1 protein-coding gene is annotated in these 522 nt (G+C 69.5%); it reads left to right on the plus strand.

The features are described from left to right. Positions 1-522, plus strand: a 522-nt coding sequence (locus tag CKO12_RS14550; RefSeq protein WP_200155423.1) for a hypothetical protein, incomplete at both ends; no start/stop codon positions are given.

The following is a 522-nucleotide window of genomic DNA, read 5'->3' on the forward strand; positions in this document are numbered from 1 at the left end:
TCGCACGCCGCGCTCCTGTCCGGCCACCTACGTGGGCATCTGGGATCCCATCCGCCGGCTATTCGCCGGTACGGAAGAGGCGCGTCTGCGCGGCTGGGATGCGGCGCGCTTCTCCTTTAACACCAAGGGCGGGCGCTGCGAGGCGTGCAGCGGCCAGGGGGTGAAGACGGTGGAGATGAGCTTCCTGCCCGACGTGAAGGTCCCCTGTGAGGTGTGCGGCGGGACCCGCTTCGACGAGGAGACGCGCCAGGTTCGCTATGCCGGCCACAGCATCGACCAGGTGTTGGCGCTGAGCATCGAAGAGGCCCAGGCCTTCTTCAGCGCCCATCCGCGCATCCATCACGTCCTGCGCCTGCTCTGTGACGTGGGGCTCGGCTACCTCAGCCTGGGGCAGCCCAGTCCGACCCTCTCGGGCGGTGAGGCGCAGCGGCTCAAGCTGGTGACCGAACTAGCCAAGGCGCGGCCGGTGGACGGCGGACCGGGTCGGGCCAGACAGGCGGCGCCGACGCTCTACCTGCTCGA

This window comes from Chromatium okenii (assembly GCF_016583745.1).
Classification (GTDB): domain Bacteria; phylum Pseudomonadota; class Gammaproteobacteria; order Chromatiales; family Chromatiaceae; genus Chromatium; species Chromatium okenii.